This window comes from Neisseria subflava (assembly GCF_003044645.1).
Classification (GTDB): Bacteria; Pseudomonadota; Gammaproteobacteria; order Burkholderiales; family Neisseriaceae; genus Neisseria; species Neisseria subflava_B.
Map to the genome: position 1 here is coordinate 16539 of NZ_POXL01000004.1, position 23649 is coordinate 40187.

The following is a 23649-nucleotide window of genomic DNA, read 5'->3' on the forward strand; positions in this document are numbered from 1 at the left end:
ATTTTTCAAAACTTCACGGCAGTTTTGTGCAAAATTCAAGCAAACCCTGCATATCTTTCGCTATGCCGTCGGCAAATGGCAACGGATGGGCTTTTTCGCCGTACCAAACGGTCTTCATGCCCAAGGCTTTGGCTTGGTGCAGATTGTCGGCGCTGTCGTCCACCATAATGCACTGTTCGGGTTTAACGCCCAACAGGCGGCAGACGTTGAGATAGGCTTGCGGATTGGGTTTGTAGAGCAGGCCGAAGTCGTCCGTGCCGAACAAGCCGTCAAAATGCGCTTCCAAGCCCAACGCCTCAACCAATGCGCGGACATAAAATGAAGGCCCGTTGGAAAATACGGCTTTTCGCCCTTTCAGACGGCCTAAAACGTCATCAGTTCCATCCATACCCTCCACCTTTGCCAAAATTTGCTTAAGCGGGTGACTTTCACGCAAAAATTCATCGATATCGACTTCGGGATGGTGGATTTGCAAACCGGCAAGCGTCGCGCCGTATCGGTGCCAATAATCTTGGCGCAGGTGGGAGGCGGCTTCTTCGGAAAGCTTCAGACGGCCTGCCATGTATTCGGTCATGGCGCGGTTGATGATGTAGAAAATGCCGGCTTCGGCATTGTGCAAAGTATTGTCGAGGTCAAACAGCCAAACGGGGGAACGATTCATATCGTGCCTTGATATGCAGATTTTGTTATGATATTTCGTATTTTACCCACACAAAGGAAAGAGAATGAAACTGAAATTGTCCGCCCTCGCCCTGTTGCTGGCTTCGGCAAACCTGTACGCCCAAACCGAAGTGCGTTTGGCCGTGCACAAATCCTTCAGCCTGCCCCCATCCGTCATCGCACAATTTGAAAAAGCCAACGATGCCAAAGTGTCCGTCATCAAGGCAGGCAGCGGCAACGAAATGCTCAACAAGCTGATTTTGAGCAAGGCCAACCCGATTGCCGATGCGGTTTACGGTTTGGACAACGCCAACATCGGCAAAGCCAAAGCCGCCGGCATCCTCGCCGCCAGCCAACCCAAATCCGCGCCCGTAACCGCTTCCCTGCCCGATGCGCTGGCTGTTGATTACGCCTATGTCGCCATCAACTACGACAAAAAATGGTTTGAACAGAAAAAACTGCCCCTGCCGCAAACCCTGCAAGATCTGACCAAACCGGAGTATAAAAACCTTCTGGTGACCCCGTCTCCCGCCACGTCCTCGCCCGGCCTCTCCTTCCTCTTGGCCAACATCGGCGGCATGGGTGAAGAAGGCGCGTTCAAATGGTGGGCGCAAATGCGCCAAAACGGCGTGAAAGTTGCCAAAGGCTGGAGCGAAGCCTACTACACCGATTTCACCCAAAACGGCGGCGCCTATCCCCTCGTGGTCAGCTATGCCACCAGCCCGGCGGCCGAAGTCCACTACTCCAAAGGCAAATACAGCATCCCGCCCACCGGCAACCTCTTCCTCAAAGGCGGCACATTCCGCCAAGTTGAAGGCGCGGCCGTTTTGAAAGGTGCAAAACAACCCGAACTGGCGGCCAAACTGGTGAGCTGGCTGCAAAGCGGCGAAGTGCAAAAAGCCCTGCCTGCCGAAATGTGGGTCTATCCGGCAGTCAAAAACACACCGCTGCCCAAAGTATTCGAGTTTGCCCAAACCCCGAAACACAGCGATTCCCCCAACCGCGCCGACATCAACACCAAACAAAAACAATGGGTGAGCCGTTGGAGCAAAACCGTTTTACGTTAAGCTGAAAAAGATTAAGAAAGATTAAAGGCCGTCTGAAAAACCAAATCATTAGGTTTTCAGACAGCCTTGTTTTACAATAACCTTTTAAACAACTTCACACGCACACACAATTATGAATTTCGATCTTCAAGTCCTCTCTTCGTTCTCCGGCTGGGAACAACTCGCCCAAACCGGCATGTCTTTCGGTACCAACCTGCTGGCCGCCTTAGCCATCTTCTTTATCGGCCGCTGGATCGCCACGCGCTTGGTAACACTGATGAAAGCCGCGCTGACACGCGCCAAAGTCGATAAAACGCTGGTCAGCTTCCTCGGCAACGTCGCCAACATCGGCCTGCTGATCCTCGTCATCATCGCCGCACTGGGCAAACTCGGCATCCCGACCACTTCCGTTACCGCCTTGATCGGTGGCGCAGGCTTGGCCGTGGCTTTGTCTTTGAAAGACCAACTGTCCAACTTCGCCGCCGGCGCGCTGATTATCCTGTTCCGCCCATTTAAAGTCGGCGACTTTATCCGTGTCAACGGTTTTGAAGGTATCGTCCGCGAAATCAAAATGGTGCAGACCTCTTTGAGTACGCCGGACAACGAAGAAGTCGTCCTGCCCAACAGCGTGGTCATGACCAACAGCATCACCAACCGCTCCTCCCTGCCCCTGTGCCGCGCCCAAGTTGTTGTCGGCGTCGACTACGCCTGTGACTTGAAAGCCGCCAAAGCCGCCGTATTGAGAGCGGCAACCGAGCATCCATTGTGTGTTCAAACCGAAGAACGACCTGCCGTCGTATACATTACCAACCTTGGCGACAGCGCCATCGAAATTACCCTTTGGGCGTGGACGCAAGAAGAAAATCTCGGCCCGTTCCGATTCGCCCTGAACGAGCAAGTGGTTGAAAACCTGCGTGCCGCCAACATCAACATCCCGTTCCCACAATGTGATGTCCACCTCATTCAGCCGAAAGCCTGATTTCAGCTTTCAGGCCGTCTGAAACCTGGCGGGCCAAGCGCCCGCCCGGTTTTACCCTTTTCCATAAGGAGCCGCCATGTCCCATCTGCAAACCATCGCCGAACACCTGACCAGCCGCCGCCAAACCGTTACCTGCGCCGAGTCCTGCACCGGCGGCCTGCTTGCAGGTGCGCTGACTTCCCTCTCTGGCAGCTCGCAATGGTTTCATCAAAGCTTCGTCACATACAGCAACCAAGCCAAACAAGACCGCCTCGGCGTCATGCCCGACACCTTGCTGAAACACGGCGCGGTCAGCCGCGAGACTGTCTATGAAATGGCACGCGGCGCAAAAGCCGTCGCGCAAGCCGATTACGCCTTGAGTATTTCCGGCATCGCCGGCCCTAGCGGCGGCAGCGTGGCCAAACCGGTCGGCACAGTCTGGTTCGGCCTGACCACGCCCGAAGGCTCGTTTGAGCAAACCGTGCTATTCACAGGCGACCGTGAAGCAATAAGGGCGCAAGCCGTCGAATACGCATTGGCTTTCTTGGCGGAACATTTAGTTTGATAGAAAAAACTCAGGCCGTCTGAAATCTGGAAATCAGGTTTCAGACGGCCTTTTTATCTATTCAAACCATCGGCGGATTTATACGCCCAAAAGTTCTTTGCCGAGGAAGCTGCCTTTTTCGACACCCGGCAGGACGAAGAAATAGCCGCCGCCAAACGGGCTGATGTATTCCTCCAGCGGCTCGCCGTTGAGCAGGTTTTGCACGAAGATGAAACCGTCGGCAAGGTTGGCCTGATAGCAGATGAACACCAAGCCGACATCGAGCTGGCCGTTGGCGGCGAGGCCGCGCGAGTAGTTGAAGGCGCGGCGGTAGAGCAGGTGTTTTTTCATAAACTCCGGATCGCGCGGATTGGCAAGGCGCATATGGCTGTCTTTGGGCGTGATTTTGCCGTCGGGGTCTTTGGCGAAATCGGCGGTGTCGCCTTCTTTTTTACCGTCCATGGGCGCGCCGCTGTATTTGCGCCGGCCGAAAATATCGGTTTGTTCCTGCATCGGGGTGCGGTCCCAAAACTCGACAAAGTGGCGGATGAGGCGGACGGCTTGATAGCTGCCGTTTTTCGCCCATGCCGGTTCGTCCAAGCTGTTGGCGGCAACGCCCGTCCACAGGACTTGATCGGCGACTTTGGGATCTTCGACTTTGGGATTGCCTGAGCCGTCGCGGAAACCTAAAAGATTGCGCGCGGCAATGGCGCCGGGTTCGGCTTTAGGGAGCCAACCGTCTATGCTCCAACGGATCACGGCAAACTGGGCAGTGTTTTTGATGATGTCGCGCAGGGCGGCTTGGCAGGTTTCGGGGGAGAATGCGCAAATTTGCAGGCTGAGGTCGCCGTCGCACCAAGATTTTTGGAGTTTGTCGTTGGGGAAGTCGCGCATTTCCTGCAGGTGTTTCGGCTTTTTGTCTTTGAGGCCGAAACGGTCGTCAAAGAGGCTGCTGCCGACGCCGACGGTAACTGTCAGCCCGTCGGGGCGGAATTGTTTGCCGAGGATGCCGCTGCCTGCTGGCGGGAGCTTGTCGTCTCCGTCTTGGTATTCGCCGCCTTGGGTAAGAAATTCGATGCGGGCGGTCAGTGTGCGGAACAGGTTTTCAAGTTGTTTGGCGTCTTTGGCGGTAACGTCAAAGGCACACATGATGCCGAAGAGCTGGTGTGGCGTAACGATGCCTGCCTGATGCTCGCCGTAACACGGATAGGCCAGCTCGGAATGTTGGTTGTTTTGGGTCTCGGCGGCGGATTCGCCTTGTTTTTTACCGGCAAAATAACCGGCAACGCCGATGGCGCCGGCGGCAAGGGCAGTTTTGAAAAGGGTTCGTTTTTCGGGTTGTGCCGGTTGTTTGTTTTGGCTCATGGTCTGCTCCTTGGCAGGGAACGGAAAGATTGCAATCGTGTGAAGTAAGGTTGGTTTTCAAGCATATTTTGTGTGGACGACAATAAGATTCAGACGACCTTTCAATATCCAAAGGCCGTCTGAAAACGCGTTATCTTATTTCAAACCCAAAATGCCGCGCAGTTTGGCCAAGTCTTCTGCCAAGGCATTAATCGGCGCCTGCAGGGCTTTGCGGTCTTCTTCGCTCAATTTGTCGTACAGCTCGAAACCGTTCGGGGTTTTGTATTTCGCCAAAATGTCTTCAACCTGTTTGAAGTTGGCATCGGTTTTTTCCAACAACGCTTTGTCTTTGGCTTCGATCAGCGGACGGAACAAATCAACGATTTTTTTGGAGCCTTCCACATTGGCTTGGAAGTCGCTCAAGTCGGTATGGCTGTAACGGTCTTCTTCGCCGCTGATTTTGCTGCCGGCCACTTCTTCAATCAGTTCGGACGCGCCGCCGACCACCTTACCCGGAGGAAACGCCAATGCGTCGATTTCTTTTTGCAGTGCTTCGACATCGGTCATCAGTTTGGCTGCAATTTCCTTCACGCCGGATACGTCTTTTTCTACCCAAAGGGCGTGTTCGATACGGTGGAAGCCGGTAAATCCGGCATCTTTCGCACCGTCTTTGAAGTCGTCTTCACGCGCATCGATGACGGGGTCGAGTTCGCTGAAAAGCTCGGCAATCGGTTCGATACGTTCGTAATGGACGCGGGTGGCGGCAAACAGGGATTTGGCCTTTTCAATGTCGCCGGTTTTAACGGCTTCGGTAAAGGTTTTGGTTTTCGCCACCAGCTCTTTAACCTCGCCTTGAACGTAAGCTTTATAGTCGGCGAGCGGTTGGGACAGTTTTTCCAAATCCGCTTCGTTGGCAGTGTCTTTGAAGCCGCTGTCGGTAACAATCAGCTTACCGCGCGGATTAGTCAACAGGCCGCAAGTCATTTCGTATTCGCCCGGCAGCAGGGTAACGGTCATTTTGTCGGATAAACCCGGGGCGATGTTTTCACGCTCGTCCACCACCATCACGCCTTTCAGAATTTCCCATTCCAGCTTGCGGCCGCTGTCGTTTTTAATGTTGAACACGACTTGGCCGCTGGGGACGGTCAATTCCATCGGTTCGCAGGCAGTATCGTTCACGCCGATATTGACCGAACCGTCGGCATTGGCGGCAGCGGATGCGCCTGAAGCGGCAGGCGCGGCTTTTTCGGCTTCAGGCGGCTGACACGCAGTCAAACCCAGAGCCAGCATTACGGACAAAGCAGTCAGATTGAATTTTTTCATTTTACTTCCTTCTTATTTAGTTAACGTTTTTGCTGGCGCGCTGCCGCGCAAAAACCAAATCATGACGGGAACCAGATACAGCAGCCAAATCAGGACTTCGCCTTCGGTCGGATGGTCGGTATAGCCGAAGAAACCGCCGAGCAGCACGCCTAAAGGGCTGTCTTCATGCAAATATTTTGATGTATCAAAAGCGATGTCCTGCATCGCATTCCATACGCCTGCTTCATGCAGCGCGCGAAACGAACCGGCCAACAGACCGGCCGCCACCACAATCAAAAACGCGCCCGTCCAACGGAAAAACTTCGCCAAGTTCAGGCGCATACCGCCCTGATAAATCAGCGTACCGATGACAACCGCCACCAACAGCCCCAACACCGCGCCTATCGGCATAGACCATGTCGGGCTTTGCTGGAACACGGCCAGCAGGAAAAACACGCTCTCCAAACCTTCGCGCGCCACAGCCAAAAACGCCATGCCGACCAAAGCCCAACCCTGGCCGCTGCCGCGGTTCAAGGCCGACTGAACAGAATCCTGAAGATGCTGTTTCATCGAACGTGCGGCCTTTTTCATCCACAAAATCATGTACGTCAGCATGGCCACAGCCACCAGGCCGATGACGCCGACCACCAATTCCTGTTCTTTTTGTGGAATCTCGCCAGTAGCGGAATGAATGCCGTAACCAATACCCAAACACATGACCGAAGCCAAAAACACGCCCAGCCAAACCTTCGGCATCAGCTCGCTGTGTCCCGACTGTTTCAAAAAACTGGCAACAATACCGACGATCAGGGCGGCTTCGATGCCCTCGCGCAGCATAATCAATAAAGCAATCAGCATAAAAAAAACTCTAAAGTGAAACGTTCATTTATTAACGCATTTATAACGCTTTATGCTTAATAACGCAAATTATTTTTATTTTTTAATAACCCCATATTTATTAAGATTTTTTAAAATAGAATAACGGACGTAATCAATAAAAACTAAAAGGCCGTCTGAATTTTATTTTTTCAGACGGCCTTAATTTATCTAAGCAATTGTAAATAAATAATAAAAAAGTTCCATAGTATAAATTTCCCTATCAGTGATATTTTCAAAATTTATCAAATTTAAAAGGTTGATTTACAACAAAAATTAAAACCGCCTTATCTTTTATAGTTGGCATATTGCTGGTGCAATCAGCAATCCATTACATAACAAACGCATAACAAAGGAACCCTCCTATGCCACGTTTAAAACTCCACCAAATCGCTTTGGCTTTGGCCGTTTCTGCCGCGTTGACCGCCTGCGGCGAGAAAACGGCTCAAACAACCGAAACCCCTCAAGCGGCTTCTGCCGCGAGCGCTGCCGATGCTGCCGCAAGCACCGCCGCTGTTTCGGCCCCTCAAAATTCCGCCGATGTTTCTGCCGAAGACAAAGCCCTGTTGGAACGCGCGCAAACCGTGTTCAAACCTTTGCCTGATGCGGCCGAAATGCAAAAAATCCGTCCGTTTACCGAAGAGCAGGTCAAACTCGGCCAACAACTTTGGTACGAAACCCGCCTGTCCAAAGGCAACACCGTCAGCTGTAACTCCTGCCACAACTTGGCAACTGCTGGCGTAGACAACATGCCGACCAGCGCGGGCCACAAAAGCCAATTCGGCGCCCGTAACCCCCCGACTGCCCTGAATGCCGCCTTGTTGGGAAGCCAATTCTGGGACGGCCGTGCCGCCGATGTGGAAGAACAAGCCGGCGGCCCATTGCTCAACCCGGTTGAAATGGCCAACGCGACCGAAGCCGATGCCGCCGCCAAAATCGCCGGTATCCCTGAATACCAAGAAAAATTCAAAGCCGCATTCCCTGAAGACGGCGCGGTTTCCTTTAAAAACATCACCACTGCATTGGGCGCGTTTGAACGTACCCTGCTGACTCCGACCCGTTGGGACGACTACCTGAAAGGCAACGTATCTGCCCTGAGCGAACAAGAACGCAAAGGCGTACGCGCATTTATGGACAACGGCTGTATCGCTTGTCACAACGGCGTCAACTTGGGCGGTACCATGTTCCAAAAATTCGGTTTGGTGGATGGTCCTTACTGGAAACACATCGACGATCCTAAACACGACAAAGGCCGTGCGGACGTAACCAAAAAAGCCGAAGACGAATTCTTCTTCCGTGTTCCCGGCTTGAGAAACGTTGAACGTACCTATCCATACTTCCACAACGGCAGCGTTTGGGAATTGGATAAAGCCGTCAACATCATGGCGAAAGCTCAATTGGGTAAAACCCTGGCTCCGGAAGACACTGAAAACATCGTTGCCTTCTTGAAAGCCCTTTCCGGCAATGTTCCGGAGTCTGCCCGAACCATGCCTGAGCTGCCCGTCTCCCACGATGTCAAATCCCAACCTGACAACAAATAAGGGTTAGCATAAAACAAGGCCGTCTGAAAATCCGTTTCAGACGGCCTTTTTGCTGCCGGCCATATGGGCAGCTTTGTTTCACGATTGCGCACAATATGGTAATCTTGAGCCGATTTTCACCATACATCCGAAAGGAACATCATGAGCCTGATTATTGAAGACTTGCAAGAAGGCCACGGCAAAGAAGCCGTCAAAGGCAAAGAAATCACCGTACATTACACCGGCTGGTTGGAAGACGGTACCAAATTCGACTCCAGCCTCGACCGCCGTCAACCGCTGACCATCACTCTGGGCGTCGGCCAAGTGATTAAAGGCTGGGACGAAGGCTTCGGCGGCATGAAAGAAGGCGGCAAACGCAAGCTGACCATTCCTTCCGAAATGGGCTACGGCGCACACGGTGCCGGCGGCGTGATTCCTCCGCACGCGACTTTGATTTTTGAAGTCGAGCTGCTGAAAGTGTACGAATAAGCATTTGACGCTTCAAAAGACCGAGGCCGTCTGAAACCCGAAGTTTGGTTTTTCAGACGGCCTGTTTTTATCAAGATTCGGTATAATGCCCTCTTTTACAAGCAAACCATTTCCCAAGGAACCCCCATGCTTTTACCCGAACAAGTCAAAACCCTGATTGAAGGCGTTACCCCTTGCGAACACGTCGAAGTCGAAGGCGACGGCCATCACTTCTTCGCCGTAATCGTTTCCTCCTCATTTGAAGGCAAAGCCCGCCTCGCCCGCCACCGCCTGATTAAAGACGGTCTCAAGCCGCAACTCGAAAGCAACGAATTGCACGCGCTGTCGATTTCCGTTGCCGCCACGCCGGCCGAATGGGCGGCCAAACAGGCTTAATTCGGAATCAAACAAAAGGCCGTCTGAAACTTCAGACGGCCTTTTTGCATTCAAACCCAAGCAGCCCTCAGCTTCCGGCCTGCATCTGTTTTTTCGGGAAAAACTGCACCACGTTCTCTCCTTGCGGCAACACCAATTTCTTCACGGCATGGCCGTACACGGTTTCAAGCGTGATGTTCAGACGGCCTTCGTTGGCAAAAATCTTATCCACACATTCCTTAGCCGCTTGCGGATTGCTGAACTTCAACGCATTCCACAATCCCAAGGTTTCCATGTCCTGCCAAAACGTCCCGGCTTTTTTATAGCTCAATTCAAGCTTGGCCGTGTCGGTTACCGGATCGTAAAAGCCGTTGTCGGCGAGCATATCGCCCAAGTCGTGCATATCAATCAGCGTGGGCGCTTCGCATTCGATGCCTTCATGGTTCAGACGGCCTGTCAGCTCGGTCAGACTGTCGCGGCCAAAGTGCGTGAAAAACAATAATCCGTCGGTTTTCAAAGCGGCGGCCCAGTTTTTCAATACCGGCAAAATATCGTCGGCGCGGCTGAGGCTGAGGTTGGCCCACAGCATATCGGCGGCGGCTTCAGGCAGCGGCGCGGTCAGGGCTTGGCAATGTTGCGGAATGGTTTTGCCGGTCAGCTTCTGCCAGAAACCGCCTTTGCGCGCGGCGGCGGCGGTTTTCAAAAAGTCGGCATTCGGATCGTATTCTTCAAACACGGCGTCGGGATAACGCGCGGCCAGCAGGCTGCGGCTGATGTCGGCATCGGCACCAATCAGCATGATGCGTTTGGGTGCATTGCGGACCAGCTGCAGGCGCTCGTCGGTGTCTTGGGCGAGATGGCGGTGAATTTGCCAGCGTTTGTCTTGTTCGGTCATGGTGGGTCGTGTCAGCGGGCTTTGCCCGACAATATTCTGTTTTTATGGTTGATGTTTGTTTCAGACGACCTTTTCGACAAAATTGCGGTAGGTTTCGGCAAATTCGTCGGCATGGCTTAAAAAGGGCGCGTGTGCGGCTTTGTCGATAAGGACCAGCTCGCTGTCACTCAAATGACGGTGTAAATATTCGCCCATGCGCGGTGGCGTGATCGCGTCTTTCTGTCCAAACACCAGCAATGACGGCGTATGAATAAGCGACAACAGCGGACGCGCGTCGGCATGGTTGACCGCTTCAAGCGCGGCCTGTAAGGCGGAAGGCGTGCCGCAGCGCGCCAAATCGGGCAATACGCGGTTTAAGATTTCGCCGGAATGGGGCGTGTGCAGCAGTTGCAGTTGTAGAAACTGTTTAATATGTTTGGCATAATCCTGCTGAAATGCGCCGACCATCTTGCCCAAGGCAGGTTGTGCCAAGCCTTCGGGATAATCCGTGTCGGCAGTCAATCGGGCAAAACTTGCCGTCAGGCAGAGCGATTGTATTTTGTCGGGATAAAGCGCGGTCAAATACAGGGCAACCAATCCGCCCAGCGACCAGCCGAGAATGTGTGCCGGCGTGTCGATTTGTCCGGCAAAGGCTTCGGCAACGGCGGCAATATCAAACGGTTCGGCAAAAGGTGCATCGCCGTGTCCGGGCAAATCAAGTGCGCGGACGTCCCAACCGGCAGGCAGGCGCGGTATCAAATCGTCGAATACATGGCGGTTCGCCGCCCAACCGTGTATCAGATAAACTTTTTTGGCGGAGTGTGGCATGAATGTTCTTTCTTGGTGGCGCAGTTTGAAACAGCTCAATACGCGACGTTGCGTATTATGCCACGATTCCGTTTCAGACGGCCTTTGCCGAGGCTGCGCAAACGATTTGACGGAATATTTTATCGATGCGGCACAAAGCTGCCCTTTGTGTTTCCGCCATGTCGCGGGCGGGGCAGTGTGCGGCAGTTGTCAAAAAAAGCCGCCCGTATTTGATAGAATGTGGGCCTCGCTGTATTACGAACCGCCCGTCAGCAGCATGATACGCGAGCTGAAACACTTGGCCGATTTGGGCATGAGCCGTCCGTTGGCGGATTTGATGTGCCAAAACGCACCGGACTGGCTGGCGGCGGAACACTTCGATTTCGTCCTGCCCATGCCTTTGAGCAAAGAGCGGCGGCTCAAGCGCGGATTCAACCAAAGCGAGGCGTTGACGGATATTTTGGCAAAACGCTACGGCTGGACGCTACTGCCGCGCCACGCGGTTTTCAGACGGCACAGCGAGCCGCAAAGTACGCTGAAAAGCGACGAACGTCGGCGAAATATCAAGAATGCATTTAAAATCAAAACCGAATTGCCGAAGGCGTGTAATATTCTGTTAATTGACGATGTCTTTACCACCGGTTCGACTTTAAACGAATTGGCGAAAACGCTGAAAAAATCAGGCGCAGGTAAGATTTTTTGCTGGAGCTTGGCGCGTCCGCCAATGAAAAAATAGCTTAAAGTTTTTGACACCCATGGAACATTTCGGCATTATGCCACTCTATAAGTGATTGATTTATATGTTTACCATAGTTTTGTACCAACCCGAAATCCCGCCCAATACGGGCAATATCATCCGCCTGTGCGCCAATACCGGTGCCGATTTGCACTTGGTCAAGCCGCTTGGGTTTCCGCTGGATTCGTCCAAAATGAAACGCGCGGGTTTGGATTATCACGAGTTTGCCAAACTGACGGTACATGAGAATTTCGAAGACTGCCTCAAGGCCCTTGAAGGCCGCCGCATTTTCGCGCTGACCACCAAAGGCTCTACCCGCCCCGACGAAGTTTCCTTCCGCGAAGGCGACGTGTTGCTGTTTGGTCCCGAAACACGCGGCCTGCCTGCCGAGATTCTCGACAACCTGCCTGCCGGACAAAAAATCCGCCTGCCGATGATGCCCGGCAGCAGGAGCATGAATCTTTCCAATACTGTCGCCGTTATTCTGTTTGAAGCATGGCGGCAAAACGGTTTTGCCGGCGGCGTATAGCAGGCCGTCTGAAACCGCTGCGTTATCAACTCAAGAACGGAACCCGTTTTGACTTTTACCAAAAAAACCCTCCTTTCCTTAGCCGCCGCCACCATCGGCGTCCTTTCCATCAATGCCGCCGTCGCCGACAGCGTGGTCCGAGTCGAAAAACTGCATCCTTCTGCCAACCGCAGTTACAAAGTTGCCGGCAAACGCTACACGCCGCTGACCCAAGTTTCCTCTTTCAGCCAAACCGGTAAAGCCTCATGGTACGGCAACCAATTCCACGGCCGTAAAACTTCCAGCGGCGAGCGTTACAATATGAACGCCCTCTCCGCCGCCCACAAAACCCTCCCTATTCCCAGCTACGCACGCGTGACCAATATGCAAAACGGCAAAAGCGTCATCGTCCGTGTCAACGACCGCGGCCCTTTCCACGGCAACCGTGTCATCGATGTTTCCAAAGCCGCCGCCCAACAATTAGGTTTTATCAACCAAGGCACGGCCAACGTCAAAGTTGAGCAGGTCATCCCCGGCCAAACCGCCGCTCAAACCATTGTTTCCCCAAACAACAAAGAATTTTTTGTTGATTTGAAATCCTTCGGTACCGAACGCGAAGCACAGGCTTATTTGAACCAAACCGCACAAAGCCTGCCGTCAGACAGCAAAGTCATGCTGGAAAAACGCAACTACGAATACGTTGTCAAAATGGGTCCGTTCAGCAGCCAAGAACGTGCCGCCGAAGCAGGCGAACGCGCCCGTCATCTGAACCTGGCATCCGCCATCTGATTTCGTCCGCGTTACCTCTGAAGTTTGATACAATACAAGGCCGTCTGAAACCCGATTGCAAGGTTTCAGACGGCCTTTTTTAATCACAGGGGAACACCATGATCAGCAGGCTCACAGGCAAATTGATTGAGAAAAATCCGCCGCAGGTCGTTATCGACGTCAACGGCGTCGGTTATGAAGCCGACGTTTCCATGCAGACTTTCTACAACCTGCCCCCCGTTGGCGAAACCGTCCATCTCTACACCCAGCTTGTCGTCCGCGAAGACGCGCATTTGCTGTTTGGTTTCGCCTCAGCCGAGGAACGCGCCACCTTCCGCCAACTAGTCAAAGTCAGCGGCATCGGTGCCAAAACCGCATTGGGCATTTTATCAGCCATGAATGCCGACGAGCTGGCGCAAGCCATCGCCGAAGAAGACGTCAAACGCCTCTCCTCCTCCCCCGGTATCGGCAAGAAAACCGCCGAACGCATGGTGTTGGAACTGCGCGGCAAACTCGTATCCCATACCGTTTCAGACGGCCTGTTTGCCCCTGATGCCGTTGCCGACGAAAGCCAAGACATTATCAACACCCTGCTTGCCCTCGGCTACAACGAACGCGAAGCCAAAGCCGCCACCAAAGGCATTCCCAAAGGCACGGAAGTCGGCGAAGGCGTACGCCTGGCCTTGAAAAACCTGCTCAAATAAGGCCGTCTGAAACATGAAAACCGCCGTCCTGAGTGCCGCCTTGTTTCTAAGCGCGTGCGTCTATACCGAGACTCCGTACGGGCGCACCGCCGTCTTGGACCTGCCCGTCCACTCGCAAACCACCGTCAACAAAACCGTGACCATCAACGCCCCACCCGGGACGACCGCCATCTATCAAGACAGCGAACCCGTCCGTAATTACCCGGCCTATCCCGTTTATCCCCGCCGGGTTTATCGTTATCGATAAACAACGCCGACCGTTTGAAACCATATATTCAGACGGCCTGTTGAGAGACCAACCATGAAATACATCCTTCCCCTGCTTTTACTCCTGAGCGCCTGCACACCGGACACCAAGACCACGGATGCCGCATCCGCCCCCAAAACACACGGCTTCGCACACCGCCTGACCGAAGGCGAAAAACTGCTAACCCAAGCCCTCATCAAACAAGACCTCGCCGCCTACTTCAAACACGAAACCGGCGGCGCATTTGCCGAACAAGCCCCCTTATTCTCGGCCCAACAACTTGCCGAACAGAAAAACATCCCCAAAAACGATGCCATCGGCGTTTACGGCAAAATCATCAAAACCCAAGGCCGCACCGCCTGGCTGCAAACCGACAAGCAAACCCTCAAACTCGATTTGGCCGAACCGCTGCAAGAAACTCAAGGCGAAGTTACCCTCGTCTGCCAACACGAAAACACCGCATTCCAAGACTGCCAAACAGAAGAAAACTTCGCCCGACGCTTTACCGAACAAATTTTCTCGGCGGTCGAGTCCGGACGCGTATCCGCCCAAACAGACGCACCGGCCGAAGAAATCATGGCCGGCCGCCTCATCCCGTTTTTAAGTGCCGCCAGCGACTTTACCGGCAACTTTAAAGCCTGCGCCACCACCATGACCGAATACTGCACCAGCCGCCTGGCACGCGAAATGCCTGAATCCGCAGTCCGCAAAAAGGCACAGGAATTGGGTTTGACCGAAATAGCATTTAAAAAGAAAAAATAAATATTTAGGCCGTCTGAACCCTATGGCGGCTGTGTTATAATCCGCGACTCATACAGGTCGGACAGACAGTCGCCGCGTATCGCGTAAGGCATACGGGGAGGAAAGTCCGGGCTCCACAGAGCAGAATGCCGGCTAACGGCCGGGCGCGGTAACGCGACGGAAAGTGGAACAGAAAGCAATACCGCCGATGATTGCCTTCGGGCAAAACAGGTAAGGGTGAAAAGGTGCGGTAAGAGCGCACCGTGCATTTGGTAACAAAGCGCAGCAGGCTAAACCCCATTCGGAGCAAGACCAAACAGAACGCAATGACGCTGCTCGCCGAGCGTTCGGGTAGGTTGCTTGAGCACACCAGCAATGATGTGCCTAGAGGAATGACTGTCCGCGACAGAACCCGGCTTACCGTCCGAGCTGTATGTCCCCATACCGCGGCAGGTTTTAAAAACCTGCCGCATTTTTATAGAAATAAAAAGGCCGTCTGAAACCTCAATCTTGGTTTCAGACGGCCTTTTTTTAAACCGCTGTTTATGGACGGTATTCCGGTTTCATGCCGTTGGGCAAGAGCTGCCATACATAGCCGGTGGTTTTCATTTTGCCGGCCACTTCGCCTGCTTCGTCGCCATAGCCCCAGAAATAATCCACACGGACTGCGCCTTTAATCGCGCTGCCGGTATCTTGCGCCATAATCAGGCGGTTGAGGGCTTTTTTAGTGATCGGATGGGCAGTGGCGACAAATAACGGTGCGCCAAGCGTGATGTAGTGGCGGTCAATGGCACCGGCGTATTCGCCCATCAACGGCGTACCCAATGCACCCACCGGGCCGGAATCGCCGCTGCCGGTCAGCTCGCGGAAGAAAACGTAGCTTGGGTTTTGCCCCAAAACTTCGGCAAGGCGGCCGGGGTTTTGCTTCATATAGGCCTTGATGCCCTGCATACTGGTCTGACCCAGAGGCAGATAGCCTTTGTCCGCCATATAACGGCCGATGGAAACATACGGATGTTCGTTTTTATCGGCAAATCCGACACGGATGTATTTGCCGGACGGGGTTTTCAGACGGCCTGAACCTTGAATGTGCATAAAGAAAAGTTCGACCGGATCATCTGCGTAACCCAAAATCGGCGCTTTACCGTTAAGCGCGCCGCCATTGATTTGGCTGCGGGTGTGGTAAGGAACAAAACGGCTGCCTTCAAAACGGCCTTTCAGCGCAGTGCTGCGTGCTGTAATCGGGAATCTGGACAAATCGGCCGTGTATGTGCCGCTGTTGTCGATGATGCCGCTGTTTTGGCCGGTTTGGCGGATGCGGACGGTGGCTTTGCTGCCCCTCAAGTTTGCAGCCAGCGGAACGGAAACAAAATCGTTCGGAATGCCGTAAATCGGGAAACGGGATTGGCTTGTGGGCTTATCGTCGCCGTGCAGAACCGGTTCGTAATAACCGGTAATGGTTCCGGCAGGATTGCTGCCGTTATCGACGCGCCATGCGGTGAAATAGCGCTCGAAAAAGTGCTTGGCTTGGAAATGGTGCACCGGCGTCTGCATGGCTTGGATACAAACGTCCTGCCAGCCTTGGCGGTTTTTAAGTTTTTCACAGCCTAAACGGAAAGATTGCAGGCTTTTGGTAAAGTGTTGGAGGTCCCAGTGCGGCAATTCGTTGTAGGAAACTACGGTGTAGTTTGCTCCTCCCCCGCTCACTGTCGTACCGACGGGATCGGGCGTACCGGTGGGGCGGTCAGGACCTTTGATAATGCTGGTGTCGGTTTCGGGAAGATTTTTAATGCTTTTGCTCGGACAGGCGGCAAGAATGGCTGCGGCAATGCTGACGAGCGTGATGCGGTACAGGTGTTTTTTCATGGAATCAATAGCGTGTCGAAAGGCCGTCTGAAAACTATTTTTCAGACGGCCTATGTTGGAAAGTGCTGATTTTAACACAAAAAAGCCATTTATCGGCGTGGCGGCAATTTGACGACAACCGTATCGGCCAGCATATCGTAGAGCGTGCGGCGGTCGCGTTTGACGGAGAAGAGCATGATGAAGTTGATCAGTGTGATCAGTAGTGAATAAATTAAAATGTTTCCTTTTAATACAAAGTATGCAGCAAACACAATGGCAAGTACAATTAAGCCCCATGCAACTTCTCGTACCAATACCGTACCAAGAAAACCCGGATTGCTGCCATTGCTTTTCAATACTCGAATACGCATGATCTTTTTACCCAAGGATTGACCATAGCGGCTCATGTAATAAAGCTGAACAATACCGACAATTAAATATACGATAGAGGTCAATCCTAGCATCTGTGTCATATCGGCCCGCTCGCTGACACTTATTATAAGCTCTTGTGTAAAAGCAATATTTTTCTGCTTGGCAATTGCTGCTGTCTCAGTATATAAAATATAATAATAGGGTAAAAAAATAATTACATTAAATAAATAATTCAACAAATATGCCGCGACCCGTGACCATACTGAAGCAATATGGACATCCACTATTTCTGTTTTAGGCAAATCCGACAAATTGATTTCGCTCATTTAATCTTCCTCTGTGCTATTTAATGAGATGCAATTTCATTGCCATCTTAACCTATTTTTCCATCATTCTAAAAAATTTCGATAAAAACCTTTACATTTTCCGCAGACGGCGTTAAAACGTTTGTTTTCCCCTTTTTTATAGTGGGTTAACAAAAGTCTGAACAAAGTGGCAGGCGATGCCGTTCCGATTTTTGTTAATGCACTATAAAACTTATCCGGATTTTCTTTGTAAGGAGTAACACATGAAAGTAGGTTTCGTCGGCTGGCGCGGTATGGTCGGCTCTGTTTTGATGCAGCGTATGAAAGAAGAAAACGACTTCGTCCACATTCCCGAAGCGTTTTTCTTTACCACTTCCAACGTCGGCGGCGCTGCCCCTGATTTCGGTCAGGCAGCCAAAACATTGTTGGATGCCAACGATGTTGCCGAATTGGCAAAAATGGACATCATCGTTACCTGTCAGGGTGGCGATTACACCAAATCCGTCTTCCAACCCCTGCGCGACAGCGGCTGGAACGGCTACTGGGTTGACGCGGCATCTTCTCTGCGCATGAAAGACGATGCGATTATCATCCTCGACCCTGTCAACCGCAACGTCATCGACAACGGCCTAAAAAACGGCGTGAAAAACTACATCGGCGGCAACTGTACCGTTTCCCTGATGCTGATGGCTTTGGGCGGTTTGTTCCAAAATGATTTAGTCGAATGGGCAACCAGCATGACCTATCAAGCCGCTTCCGGCGCAGGTGCGAAAAACATGCGCGAACTCATCAGCGGCATGGGCGCGATTCACGCCAAAGTGGCAGACGAGCTTGCCGATCCTTCCAGCGCGATTCTTGACATCGACCGTAAAGTGTCCGATTTCCTGCGCAGCGAAGACTATCCAAAAGCCAACTTCGGCGTACCGCTCGCCGGCAGCCTGATTCCGTGGATTGACGTGGACTTGGGCAACGGCCAGTCCAAAGAAGAATGGAAAGGCGGCGTGGAAACCAACAAAATCCTCGGCCGCAGCGACAATCCGACCGTAATCGACGGCTTGTGCGTCCGCATCGGCTCTATGCGCTGCCACAGCCAAGCCCTCACCCTGAAGCTGAAAAAAGACCTGCCTGTTTCTGAAATCGAAGCCATCTTGACAGGTGCAAACGATTGGGTGAAAGTTATCCCCAATGAAAAAGAAGCCAGCATTCACGAGCTGACGCCTGCCAAAGTTACCGGCACGCTGTCTGTTCCTGTCGGCCGTATCCGCAAACTGGAGATGGGTGGCGAATACATCAGCGCATTCACTGTCGGCGACCAACTCTTGTGGGGTGCTGCCGAGCCGTTGCGCCGCGTATTGCGCATTATCTTGGGCAGCCTGTAATTTAGGTTGGCATGAAAAAAGCAACGGTTTGAGCCGTTGCTTTTTTTGTCACAAAAAGGCCGTCTGAATATTTCAGACGGCCTTGTTTCCTATTCTTTCTTACCGGCCAAACCGATTTCTTTGGAAGAGTCGCCAACTTTGATTTGCGCTTTACCGGCAATTTCTTCAGCCTGCGGGCCGAAGAGTTTCAAATCGTAACGGCCGTTTTCTACGCCATTCAAACTGGTTTTACCGCTGATGGCGGCTTTGCCATTGTTATTGGCAATGCCTGCGGCAAGCAGGTCGACATTATTGTGGGAAGCCATGCTGCTGATTTTGCCGTAACCTTGTTTTTTATCGAAATCGACGATGTATTTCAGACGGCCGCTGCGGTCGTCGCCGTTAAACGCAATACCCGAATACTGATAGCTGCCTTGTTTGGGCAAATTGCGGTAAGCGGTTTCATCGCCTTGAACTTCGCCGACGGTGAATGTGTATGTATCAAGGTTTTGCAGCTTGCCTGCGTCATCGGCTTTTTGTTTGGCGTAACGCGCAGCAACAGTGGAATAATTTTGTTTATACACTTGGAAATCGCCCGTTTCCAAAGTGATGACTTGACCGTTTACCTTAATTTTTTGGGCGTAGTCGTAAGAAGATACTTTATCGGTTTTCAAAAAGCCGGTATCGAGTTTGCCGCCTTTTTGCAGGGTTTGCGTTTTACCGTTGGCCGTCAGCTCCAACGTACCGTTTTCAGGGACGGATTCGTTCAATTCAACGGACAACACGCCTTTCGGATGCGGATTGAGCGGCTCGGTAACGGCATTTGACAAGCCGCTTGTTGCGCCGCCGCAGGCAGCCAGCATCAAAGACAGGGAAGCAGTCAAAGCAGAAATACGGAGGGTTCTCATCATTTTTTCCTTTCCTTTTTTATTTGGTATGATATTTATCATATACCTAAAAAAATGAACAATAAATGATTTTTGTCAAAATCAAGCATTTTGAATATTGATTTTATAAATATTGAAACATTTTTAGAATATCGGGCATTCAGTTCATCCAGCCTCCCTTCCGCTATAATCATTTTATTTTGCAAACGGATTTCATTATGCCGAAAATCACCCTCATCGCCGCCTACGCCGCCCGCCGCTGTATCGGCATCAACAACACCATGCCTTGGCATTTGCCCGAGGATTTTGCCTTTTTCAAATCCTACACCACCGGCAAACCCGTCATTATGGGCCGCAAAACATGGGAATCTCTGCCGCGCAAGCCGCTGCCCGGCCGTCAAAATATCGTCATCACCCACCAAGATTATCAGGCCGAAGGCCCGCAAACGGCAGCCTCTTTGGAAGATGCGCTGGCTTTGTGTCAGGGGGCTGAAGAAGTCATCATCATGGGCGGCGCGCAAATTTATGCACAAGCCCTGCCGATTGCCACGGATTTGCGTTTGACCGAAGTCGGTTTGGATGTGGACGGCGATGCGTTTTTTCCTGAGTTTTCCACAGAAACATGGCAAGAAGCCTCTCGGGAAAACCATGTTTCCGCCAAAGGCATCGAATACGCGTTTGTGCATTATGTGAAGGCATAATCCGACAACGCAAAGGCCGTCTGAAACCCTGTTTTTCAGGTTTCAGACGGCCTTTTTTTATCTCGTTTGTTTACGGCATACCGTTTAAGCCGTTTTGTTTTTCAAAGGCAGCTTGATATGCGGTTTGGCCGGCTTGGGCGCTTCTTTCAGTCCAAGTTCGATTTGCTGCTCTTCGCTCAACAAATTGCTCCAGTCGCCTTTTTTATACCAGTCGCGGCCGTCCAACTCGATGGGGTGCTGAATGCGCTCGCAACCGTTGCCGCATTGCAAATCGTCTTCTTTGCAGTATTTGTCGCAACCCCAGCAGATACGCTCGGGATTTTTCGGGAAAATGGGAAATTTCTTGGCCATGATGTTCTTCTTTTGTTTGTGTGCGGTACGGGCAGAATTATAAGTGATTTGAATGGGGCTGGCGGCGGGTTTATCGTGTTTTACGCTGATTTTTTAAGATGTGTTAACCTTTCAGACGGCCTATACTGTGAAAATAATCCCTATTCGATACAACAAGAGGAGCCAATATGAACATATGCCGTCTGAAGCCTGAATTTGTCGAGCCTTTAGCCCTCGCGCTGTTTGAGGAATGGCACGATTTTGCGCCGTGGTCGTCTTTGGACACAATCCGTGCATATTATGCGCAGTGTCTTAATGAGGATGATTTGCCGCTGGCGTTTTCGGCTGTGGATAACGAAGGGCGGCTGATGGGTTCGGCGGCATTGAAGCGGTTTGATATGGCGTGTTTTCCCGAATACGAATATTGGCTGGGCGATGTGTTCGTTTTGCCGCAATTTCGCGGTTTGGGCGTGGGCAGGCAGCTGGTTTCGTTTTGTCTGGATAAAGCACGCGAATTGGGTTTGCCGCATCTGTTTCTCTATACGCCGGATGTGCAGGCCGTGTATGAAAAGTTCGGCTGGAAAGAAATCACGCAGACTTGGCACAACGGGGAAACCGTATCCGTCATGAAATTGGATTTATAGCTTGAAAAGAATAAAAGGCCGTCTGAACATTTGGTTTCAGACGGCCTTTGTTTTTTAAATTATCCACAACTACCCTATCCGCTTAAACGGCGGCAGGCAGGCCAATAATTGTTGGCCGTAGCGTTGCGTTTTGACGCGGTTGTCGAGGATGGTCACGCGGCCGTAATCCTGTTCGGTACGGATAAGGCGGCCGACGGCTTGGATCAGTTTAATGCTGGCTTCGGGTACCGTAATTTCGATAAAGGGATTGCCGCCGCGTTGTTCAATCCAACGGTTTTGGGTTTTCTCGATGGGATTGTCCGGCATGGCAAACGGCAGCTTGGCAATAATGACTTGCACGCAGGCCGTACCGGGCAGGTCGAGGCCTTCGGCAAAACTATCGAGGCCGAAAATAATGCTGGCTTTGCCTTCGGCAATGGCTTGATGGTGCCTTTGTAAAAGAACAGCCTTGGGCAACTCGCCCTGCACAAGCAGAAGCGGTAAGTATTCGTCAGGCAGTCGTAAGGCGACATCCTGCATTTGCTTGCGCGAGGAAAACAACACCAGCGTACCGATGGCTTCAACCGGCGAAACCAGCTTCGGCAACCACTCGACAATGGCGGCCGTGTGCGCATCAGGGTCTTTGGGGCTGGCTTGAACCGGCGGAATATACAGCTCGCCTTGCGTATCGAAATTAAACGGGCTTTCCAAAGCAAGCGTGGTGGTTTCGGGCAGCCACAGCAGACCAGTTTGGCGCAAAATCAGGTTGAAGCTGCCGAGCGATTGCAGGGTGGCCGAAGTCAATACCGCGCCTGCCGCGCGCCGCCACAGGCTATTGGCAAGGTGGGATGCGCTGCTGATGGGGCTGGCATTGAAAATATAGTCGTTTTTGTCGTCGGCACGGCGGGTTATCCATTTCGCCAACGGCTCTTCGCCTTCAATGGGAACGGTGGAGAGCAAATCCCAAACCGCGCTGATTTGTTCGATACGGGCGATAAAAAGGCCGAACTCGCTGGTCAGGCGGTCGATGAGTGCACCGTCCTGCTCTTTTTCGCGGCGCGCGGCGGAAAGCGCATCGTTCAGCCCGACAACATGTTTGAGCAGGCTGCGTGCAGCAATGGCCGTATTGGAAACGGTGGTTTCCAGGCCTTCGGGGATTTTGCCGTCTTCCCACAGCCAAGTCGGTTCGTTGTGTTTCCGCCTGTCGTTTTCAGACGACCCCAGACTTAAAGACGGTTCTTCCGCCAAATGGAACTGCCATTCGTGCAGGCTGTCGAGCAAGGCTGTGGCAGCTTCGTCGGCAAGGTTGGCAAGTTCGGCTTTATCGGTAAGCGCGGCAATTTTGCCGGTCAGCTGCGGCAGTTTTTCCAGCGTCCAAACGGCAATATTCCATGAATGTTCGGCGGCAAAACGGCTGAGGGCTTTTTTGGGCAGGTGGTGCGCTTCGTCTATGCAATAGAAACTGTTTTCGGGCGCAGGCAGAATCACGCCGCCACCCATGCTGATGTCGGCAAGCAGAAGATCGTGGTTGGCAACGACGACATCGACGGTTTCCAAGACATCGCGTGCCAGGTAAAACGGGCATTCCGGACGGTTGGGACAGGCGGATTTCAGGCAGCCGTGGCGGTCGTTGGTCACTTTGAGCCAAATCGTGTCATCGATTTTTTCCGGCCAAGTGTCACGGTCGCCATTAAAGCGGCGGGCGGAAAATTCATCGGCAATGTCGCGCAGCAGGTTCAATTCTTCCGGCTTGGGTTTGCTGTCCCACAATACTTCCGGCGCTTCAAAACCAATCAGGTTTTGCTGGGCGTTGTTTTGCGTCAGTTGATAGAGTTTGTAGGGGCAAAGATAACGGCCGCGCCCTTTGGCAAGCGCAAAGGTCAGCTCCAAACCGCTTTTTTCCACCAGAAACGGCAAATCGCGGTCAACCAACTGCTCCTGCAAAGCCACCGTCGCGCTACTGACAATCAGCCGTTTGCCACGCGTTTGCGCCATGATGCCGCCGGCCAAAAGATAGGCCAACGATTTACCCACGCCGGTCGGCCCTTCGATCACGGCAATGCTCTCACCCTCGCGTTTGGGCGCTTCTTCGCCTTCTTCACGCGTCAACGTCCGCGAAAAAGCGTTGGCAATCGCCGCAATCATTTCCCGCTGCGAAGCGCGCGGACGGAAACCGGGCAGGTTTTTGCCGATGTTTTGGTAATGGTCGCGGATGGCGTTTTTTTCTAAATCGGTGAGCATTGAGGCCGTCTGAATAGGTTTGCAAGAATAGCGTATTTTAGCATTTTTACCTTCATGAAGCCTTCGTAAAGTCTTACTCTATTTTAGGGTTTGGCATTTTGATGGCGATGGATGAACCGCAAAGGCATAATCGGTTTTAATCAAGCAAAAGGCCGTCTGAAACTTTAGCCGCACTGATGCAGAGGCACCCACAATTTTTGCTTGTCGGATTTGTTTTTCTCGTAGCGGTTCCACGCTTTTTCGTGAAAATAAAAGACGACGGTATTGACGATGGGTTCGACCAAAGCCACCGCGCTGGAAACGCCGATACTGCCGGTCAAAATATAGGCGACACTAAATGCGACGCTGAAATGCAAAATAGCAAATGTAATGGTTTTAATCATGCTGTTTTCCTGATACATTGATGTTTTAATCGCTACATAATAATTATTATCAACTAACGCGTATATTTTAAATCCTTTATCCTAATTTAGATTTTATAAATCGATATTTTATTTTTGATAGGAATT

Annotated in this window: 27 protein-coding genes and 1 other RNA gene; 16 read left to right on the plus strand and 12 right to left on the minus strand. The window is 52.2% G+C overall.

Annotation, left to right across the window (positions count from 1 at the left end; all coding sequences use genetic code 11):
* Positions 1–13: 13 nt before the first annotated feature.
* The gene (locus DBY97_RS05370) at positions 14–661 is read right to left on the minus strand and encodes a pyrimidine 5'-nucleotidase (protein WP_107857709.1); all 648 of its coding nucleotides are present in this window, start codon (positions 659–661) and stop codon (positions 14–16) included.
* A gap of 64 nt (positions 662–725) precedes the next feature.
* On the opposite strand from DBY97_RS05370, the gene DBY97_RS05375 reads away from it, so the two are divergent.
* From DBY97_RS05375 to DBY97_RS05385, 3 genes are all read left to right on the plus strand, one after another.
* Positions 726–1727: a thiamine ABC transporter substrate-binding protein gene (locus tag DBY97_RS05375; RefSeq protein WP_107857710.1), complete on the plus strand. Its 1002-nt coding sequence runs from the start codon at positions 726–728 to the stop codon at positions 1725–1727.
* A 112-nt stretch (positions 1728–1839) separates the two neighbouring features.
* Positions 1840–2685 carry a mechanosensitive ion channel family protein gene (locus DBY97_RS05380; protein WP_070587831.1) on the plus strand — a complete coding sequence of 282 codons (846 nt, stop codon included), beginning with the start codon at positions 1840–1842 and terminating at the stop codon, positions 2683–2685.
* A 76-nt stretch (positions 2686–2761) separates the two neighbouring features.
* Positions 2762–3229 (plus strand): CinA family protein, encoded by a 468-nt coding sequence (locus DBY97_RS05385; RefSeq protein WP_107857711.1) that lies wholly within the window; start codon positions 2762–2764, stop codon positions 3227–3229.
* 78 nt (positions 3230–3307) lie between these two features.
* Here DBY97_RS05385 and efeB read toward each other — a convergent pair whose 3' ends face one another.
* From efeB to efeU, 3 genes are all read right to left on the minus strand, one after another.
* Positions 3308–4573, minus strand: coding sequence for an iron uptake transporter deferrochelatase/peroxidase subunit (efeB, locus tag DBY97_RS05390; protein WP_049335640.1), 1266 nt, complete (start codon positions 4571–4573; stop codon positions 3308–3310).
* Between the two features lie 135 nt (positions 4574–4708).
* The gene (gene efeO / locus DBY97_RS05395) at positions 4709–5875 is read right to left on the minus strand and encodes an iron uptake system protein EfeO (protein ID WP_107857712.1); all 1167 of its coding nucleotides are present in this window, start codon (positions 5873–5875) and stop codon (positions 4709–4711) included.
* Positions 5876–5887: 12 nt separating this feature from the next.
* A complete protein-coding gene (efeU, locus tag DBY97_RS05400; protein ID WP_107857713.1) occupies positions 5888–6712 on the minus strand; it encodes an iron uptake transporter permease EfeU in 825 nt (274 codons plus the stop codon).
* A gap of 383 nt (positions 6713–7095) precedes the next feature.
* Here efeU and DBY97_RS05405 point away from each other — a divergent pair, with 383 nt between their 5' ends.
* The 3 genes from DBY97_RS05405 to DBY97_RS05415 all read left to right on the plus strand — a co-directional run bounded on the left by DBY97_RS05405 (position 7096) and on the right by DBY97_RS05415 (position 9114).
* Complete coding sequence (locus tag DBY97_RS05405; protein WP_049333127.1) at positions 7096–8271, plus strand: cytochrome-c peroxidase; 1176 nt, start codon at positions 7096–7098, stop codon at positions 8269–8271.
* A 138-nt stretch (positions 8272–8409) separates the two neighbouring features.
* On the plus strand, positions 8410–8739 hold the full coding sequence (locus DBY97_RS05410) for an FKBP-type peptidyl-prolyl cis-trans isomerase (protein WP_094192864.1): 330 nt from the start codon (positions 8410–8412) through the stop codon (positions 8737–8739).
* Positions 8740–8865: 126 nt separating this feature from the next.
* Positions 8866–9114 carry a BolA family protein gene (locus tag DBY97_RS05415; protein WP_003686612.1) on the plus strand — a complete coding sequence of 83 codons (249 nt, stop codon included), beginning with the start codon at positions 8866–8868 and terminating at the stop codon, positions 9112–9114.
* A 67-nt stretch (positions 9115–9181) separates the two neighbouring features.
* Here the strand turns inward: DBY97_RS05415 and DBY97_RS05420 are convergent, their stop codons facing one another.
* Positions 9182–9988: a methyltransferase gene (locus DBY97_RS05420; RefSeq protein WP_049322981.1), complete on the minus strand. Its 807-nt coding sequence runs from the start codon at positions 9986–9988 to the stop codon at positions 9182–9184.
* A gap of 60 nt (positions 9989–10048) precedes the next feature.
* The gene (gene bioH / locus DBY97_RS05425; protein WP_107857714.1) at positions 10049–10795 is read right to left on the minus strand and encodes a pimeloyl-ACP methyl ester esterase BioH; all 747 of its coding nucleotides are present in this window, start codon (positions 10793–10795) and stop codon (positions 10049–10051) included.
* On the opposite strand from bioH, the gene DBY97_RS05430 reads away from it, so the two are divergent.
* From DBY97_RS05430 to rnpB, 7 genes are all read left to right on the plus strand, one after another.
* Complete coding sequence (locus DBY97_RS05430) at positions 10794–11510, plus strand: ComF family protein (RefSeq protein WP_107857715.1); 717 nt, start codon at positions 10794–10796, stop codon at positions 11508–11510. The two genes, bioH and DBY97_RS05430, sit on opposite strands and share 2 nt — an antisense overlap.
* A 64-nt stretch (positions 11511–11574) precedes the next feature.
* Entirely contained in the window at positions 11575–12039 is a 465-nt protein-coding gene (gene trmL, locus DBY97_RS05435; protein WP_107857716.1) for a tRNA (uridine(34)/cytosine(34)/5-carboxymethylaminomethyluridine(34)-2'-O)-methyltransferase TrmL, read from the plus strand.
* Between the two features lie 48 nt (positions 12040–12087).
* A complete protein-coding gene (locus DBY97_RS05440) occupies positions 12088–12807 on the plus strand; it encodes a septal ring lytic transglycosylase RlpA family protein (protein WP_107857717.1) in 720 nt (239 codons plus the stop codon).
* 98 nt (positions 12808–12905) lie between these two features.
* The gene (ruvA, locus tag DBY97_RS05445; RefSeq protein ID WP_107857718.1) at positions 12906–13490 is read left to right on the plus strand and encodes a Holliday junction branch migration protein RuvA; all 585 of its coding nucleotides are present in this window, start codon (positions 12906–12908) and stop codon (positions 13488–13490) included.
* 13 nt (positions 13491–13503) lie between these two features.
* On the plus strand, positions 13504–13737 hold the full coding sequence (locus DBY97_RS05450; RefSeq protein ID WP_107857719.1) for a methionine-binding protein: 234 nt from the start codon (positions 13504–13506) through the stop codon (positions 13735–13737).
* Between the two features lie 54 nt (positions 13738–13791).
* Positions 13792–14499 carry a hypothetical protein gene (locus tag DBY97_RS05455; RefSeq protein ID WP_107857720.1) on the plus strand — a complete coding sequence of 236 codons (708 nt, stop codon included), beginning with the start codon at positions 13792–13794 and terminating at the stop codon, positions 14497–14499.
* Between the two features lie 53 nt (positions 14500–14552).
* Positions 14553–14914: RNase P RNA component class A (gene rnpB, locus DBY97_RS05460), an RNA gene on the plus strand.
* Positions 14915–15021: 107 nt separating this feature from the next.
* Here rnpB and mltA read toward each other — a convergent pair.
* Both mltA and DBY97_RS05470 read right to left on the minus strand, forming a co-directional pair.
* Positions 15022–16344 carry a murein transglycosylase A gene (mltA, locus tag DBY97_RS05465; RefSeq protein WP_107857721.1) on the minus strand — a complete coding sequence of 441 codons (1323 nt, stop codon included), beginning with the start codon at positions 16342–16344 and terminating at the stop codon, positions 15022–15024.
* An 89-nt stretch (positions 16345–16433) separates the two neighbouring features.
* The gene (locus DBY97_RS05470; RefSeq protein ID WP_107857722.1) at positions 16434–17021 is read right to left on the minus strand and encodes an RDD family protein; all 588 of its coding nucleotides are present in this window, start codon (positions 17019–17021) and stop codon (positions 16434–16436) included.
* Positions 17022–17263: 242 nt separating this feature from the next.
* Between DBY97_RS05470 and asd the strand changes: the two genes are divergently transcribed.
* Entirely contained in the window at positions 17264–18379 is a 1116-nt protein-coding gene (gene asd, locus DBY97_RS05475) for an aspartate-semialdehyde dehydrogenase (protein ID WP_107857723.1), read from the plus strand.
* Positions 18380–18468: 89 nt separating this feature from the next.
* Here asd and DBY97_RS05480 read toward each other — a convergent pair whose 3' ends face one another.
* A complete protein-coding gene (locus DBY97_RS05480; protein WP_107857724.1) occupies positions 18469–19266 on the minus strand; it encodes a factor H-binding protein in 798 nt (265 codons plus the stop codon).
* Between the two features lie 197 nt (positions 19267–19463).
* Between DBY97_RS05480 and DBY97_RS05485 the strand changes: the two genes are divergently transcribed.
* Positions 19464–19946, plus strand: coding sequence for a dihydrofolate reductase (locus DBY97_RS05485; protein ID WP_107857725.1), 483 nt, complete (start codon positions 19464–19466; stop codon positions 19944–19946).
* An 84-nt stretch (positions 19947–20030) separates the two neighbouring features.
* Here DBY97_RS05485 and DBY97_RS05490 read toward each other — a convergent pair whose 3' ends face one another.
* The gene (locus tag DBY97_RS05490) at positions 20031–20297 is read right to left on the minus strand and encodes a DUF3079 domain-containing protein (RefSeq protein ID WP_003686685.1); all 267 of its coding nucleotides are present in this window, start codon (positions 20295–20297) and stop codon (positions 20031–20033) included.
* 167 nt (positions 20298–20464) lie between these two features.
* Between DBY97_RS05490 and DBY97_RS05495 the strand changes: the two genes are divergently transcribed.
* The gene (locus tag DBY97_RS05495) at positions 20465–20920 is read left to right on the plus strand and encodes a GNAT family N-acetyltransferase (RefSeq protein WP_107857726.1); all 456 of its coding nucleotides are present in this window, start codon (positions 20465–20467) and stop codon (positions 20918–20920) included.
* A 69-nt stretch (positions 20921–20989) separates the two neighbouring features.
* On the opposite strand, the gene dinG is transcribed toward DBY97_RS05495, so the two are convergent.
* Complete coding sequence (dinG, locus tag DBY97_RS05500) at positions 20990–23140, minus strand: ATP-dependent DNA helicase DinG (protein WP_107857727.1); 2151 nt, start codon at positions 23138–23140, stop codon at positions 20990–20992.
* Between the two features lie 164 nt (positions 23141–23304).
* Positions 23305–23523: a DUF2061 domain-containing protein gene (locus DBY97_RS05505; RefSeq protein ID WP_003686746.1), complete on the minus strand. Its 219-nt coding sequence runs from the start codon at positions 23521–23523 to the stop codon at positions 23305–23307.
* Between the last annotated feature and the right edge of the window lie 126 nt (positions 23524–23649).

Excerpts from the sequence above, each read along its gene's own strand:
- DBY97_RS05380 (WP_070587831.1), top strand. The coding sequence starts at position 1,840 with ATGAATTTCGATCTTCAAGTCCTCTCTTCGTTCTCCGGCTGGGAACAA.
- DBY97_RS05450 (WP_107857719.1), top strand. The coding sequence starts at position 13,504 with ATGAAAACCGCCGTCCTGAGTGCCGCCTTGTTTCTAAGCGCGTGCGTC.
- DBY97_RS05490 (WP_003686685.1), bottom strand. The coding sequence starts at position 20,297 with ATGGCCAAGAAATTTCCCATTTTCCCGAAAAATCCCGAGCGTATCTGC.
- efeU (WP_107857713.1), bottom strand. The coding sequence starts at position 6,712 with ATGCTGATTGCTTTATTGATTATGCTGCGCGAGGGCATCGAAGCCGCC.
- DBY97_RS05420 (WP_049322981.1), bottom strand. The coding sequence starts at position 9,988 with ATGACCGAACAAGACAAACGCTGGCAAATTCACCGCCATCTCGCCCAA.
- efeO (WP_107857712.1), bottom strand. The coding sequence starts at position 5,875 with ATGAAAAAATTCAATCTGACTGCTTTGTCCGTAATGCTGGCTCTGGGT.
- bioH (WP_107857714.1), bottom strand. The coding sequence starts at position 10,795 with ATGCCACACTCCGCCAAAAAAGTTTATCTGATACACGGTTGGGCGGCG.
- dinG (WP_107857727.1), bottom strand. The coding sequence starts at position 23,140 with ATGCTCACCGATTTAGAAAAAAACGCCATCCGCGACCATTACCAAAAC.
- mltA (WP_107857721.1), bottom strand. The coding sequence starts at position 16,344 with ATGAAAAAACACCTGTACCGCATCACGCTCGTCAGCATTGCCGCAGCC.
- DBY97_RS05370 (WP_107857709.1), bottom strand. The coding sequence starts at position 661 with ATGAATCGTTCCCCCGTTTGGCTGTTTGACCTCGACAATACTTTGCAC.
- DBY97_RS05375 (WP_107857710.1), top strand. The coding sequence starts at position 726 with ATGAAACTGAAATTGTCCGCCCTCGCCCTGTTGCTGGCTTCGGCAAAC.
- DBY97_RS05405 (WP_049333127.1), top strand. The coding sequence starts at position 7,096 with ATGCCACGTTTAAAACTCCACCAAATCGCTTTGGCTTTGGCCGTTTCT.
- ruvA (WP_107857718.1), top strand. The coding sequence starts at position 12,906 with ATGATCAGCAGGCTCACAGGCAAATTGATTGAGAAAAATCCGCCGCAG.
- asd (WP_107857723.1), top strand. The coding sequence starts at position 17,264 with ATGAAAGTAGGTTTCGTCGGCTGGCGCGGTATGGTCGGCTCTGTTTTG.
- DBY97_RS05385 (WP_107857711.1), top strand. The coding sequence starts at position 2,762 with ATGTCCCATCTGCAAACCATCGCCGAACACCTGACCAGCCGCCGCCAA.
- DBY97_RS05455 (WP_107857720.1), top strand. The coding sequence starts at position 13,792 with ATGAAATACATCCTTCCCCTGCTTTTACTCCTGAGCGCCTGCACACCG.
- DBY97_RS05485 (WP_107857725.1), top strand. The coding sequence starts at position 19,464 with ATGCCGAAAATCACCCTCATCGCCGCCTACGCCGCCCGCCGCTGTATC.
- DBY97_RS05470 (WP_107857722.1), bottom strand. The coding sequence starts at position 17,021 with ATGAGCGAAATCAATTTGTCGGATTTGCCTAAAACAGAAATAGTGGAT.
- DBY97_RS05430 (WP_107857715.1), top strand. The coding sequence starts at position 10,794 with ATGAATGTTCTTTCTTGGTGGCGCAGTTTGAAACAGCTCAATACGCGA.
- trmL (WP_107857716.1), top strand. The coding sequence starts at position 11,575 with ATGTTTACCATAGTTTTGTACCAACCCGAAATCCCGCCCAATACGGGC.
- DBY97_RS05415 (WP_003686612.1), top strand. The coding sequence starts at position 8,866 with ATGCTTTTACCCGAACAAGTCAAAACCCTGATTGAAGGCGTTACCCCT.
- efeB (WP_049335640.1), bottom strand. The coding sequence starts at position 4,573 with ATGAGCCAAAACAAACAACCGGCACAACCCGAAAAACGAACCCTTTTC.
- DBY97_RS05495 (WP_107857726.1), top strand. The coding sequence starts at position 20,465 with ATGAACATATGCCGTCTGAAGCCTGAATTTGTCGAGCCTTTAGCCCTC.
- DBY97_RS05480 (WP_107857724.1), bottom strand. The coding sequence starts at position 19,266 with ATGAGAACCCTCCGTATTTCTGCTTTGACTGCTTCCCTGTCTTTGATG.
- DBY97_RS05505 (WP_003686746.1), bottom strand. The coding sequence starts at position 23,523 with ATGATTAAAACCATTACATTTGCTATTTTGCATTTCAGCGTCGCATTT.